The organism is Gordonia shandongensis DSM 45094 (assembly GCF_000423025.1).
In the GTDB taxonomy this organism is placed as follows: Bacteria; Actinomycetota; Actinomycetes; order Mycobacteriales; family Mycobacteriaceae; genus Gordonia; species Gordonia shandongensis.
Genome location: NZ_AUHE01000035.1, coordinates 1 through 1,078 on the forward strand (window position 1 = coordinate 1; position 1,078 = coordinate 1,078).

Sequence of the window (1,078 nt, forward strand, 5' to 3'; positions counted from 1 at the left end):
GCCCGGCCCCGGACCCGAAGATCAGCCCCAATGGGTCGGACTCAGCGATCGCCCACGGTTCGGTAAGGCATACGACCCCGCCGAAAGCGACAAGTGGCGCAGCTAAACCAAGCCTGGAGCGAGCGGCAAATAGTCCAATTGCCAGTGGCCCAAGGAATTCAAGCGAGCTTGCGACACCGAGCGGAATGCGTGCTACTGCCGAGAAATAGAAGATTGTCATCAACGCGGAAGCGAATCCGTAGAGCGCGATGACCTTTATTTCACCGGAAGCCGGACGGCGCGGGCGGACGAGAACCAAAATGATCACCGCCGCGAAGCACAGCCGCAGCGACGCCGCACCGATGGGACCGACGCTGTCGAAAATGCCAGTCGACACCGATGTTCCCAGTTGGACCGAGAACATCGAAAGCACTCCACATGCCGCACCGAACTGCGGTGAACGACGAAATGCGCCCGAAATCAACAGAGTCCTCTCCGTGTCGATGAGCAGGATCGCTGTGGCCTCGCCACTGCGCCAACCCGAAGAGAAACGTATGGGTCCACCCCATAATTAGTCCAGCGAAACTATCTTCAGATTGATAAGGTTACCTTCATGTACCTGGACATTGGTCCTCTGGCGGCTCTGCAGGCTGTGATCGACGCGGGCAGCTTCGAGCGCGCTGCGGTCCAACTCTCGGTGAGTCCGTCGGCGGTAAGTCAGCGGATTCGTACGCTGGAGCGGCAGGTGGGCGCGGTGGTCGTACAACGCGCCCAACCGTGCGTTCCGACAGCGGTCGGGGAGGTGTTGCTTCGGTTGGCCAGGCAATCGATGAGCCTGCAGAAGGAGGCGCTCAGCGAACTCCACGCTCCGGGACCGGGGCCAAGCGAGCGCACAGTCGTTCCGGTAGCGGTGAATGCCGACTCCCTCAACACGTGGTTCCGGCACGTTGTTCGCGGCGCGGCGAAGTGGCGCGACGTTGAGCTGCGCGTGCATACCCGAGACCAGGAGCTATTGTCAAGACCTGTGGATGAGGTTGTTTCAGGCAGCCTCCTGCTGGTCGGGTGAGACGGTGCCGGGTTCGACGAGTTCGCCGTTTTT

At 61.0% G+C, this 1,078-nt stretch carries 2 protein-coding genes; one reads left to right on the top strand and one right to left on the bottom strand.

Annotated elements, in window-relative coordinates; translation table 11 throughout:
- The coding region (locus tag G528_RS0114485; protein WP_425402242.1) for an EamA family transporter at positions 1-403 on the bottom strand (403 nt) is incomplete at its 3' end.
- A gap of 189 nt (positions 404-592) precedes the next feature.
- Between G528_RS0114485 and G528_RS17740 the strand changes: the two genes are divergently transcribed.
- Positions 593-1,045 (top strand): LysR family transcriptional regulator, encoded by a 453-nt coding sequence (locus G528_RS17740; RefSeq protein WP_051198866.1) that lies wholly within the window; start codon positions 593-595, stop codon positions 1,043-1,045.
- Positions 1,046-1,078: the final 33 nt, after the last annotated feature.

Bases quoted from the DNA above. Each gene is read 5' to 3' on its own strand.
- G528_RS17740 (WP_051198866.1), top strand. From the start codon at position 593: ATGTACCTGGACATTGGTCCTCTGGCGGCTCTGCAGGCTGTGATCGAC.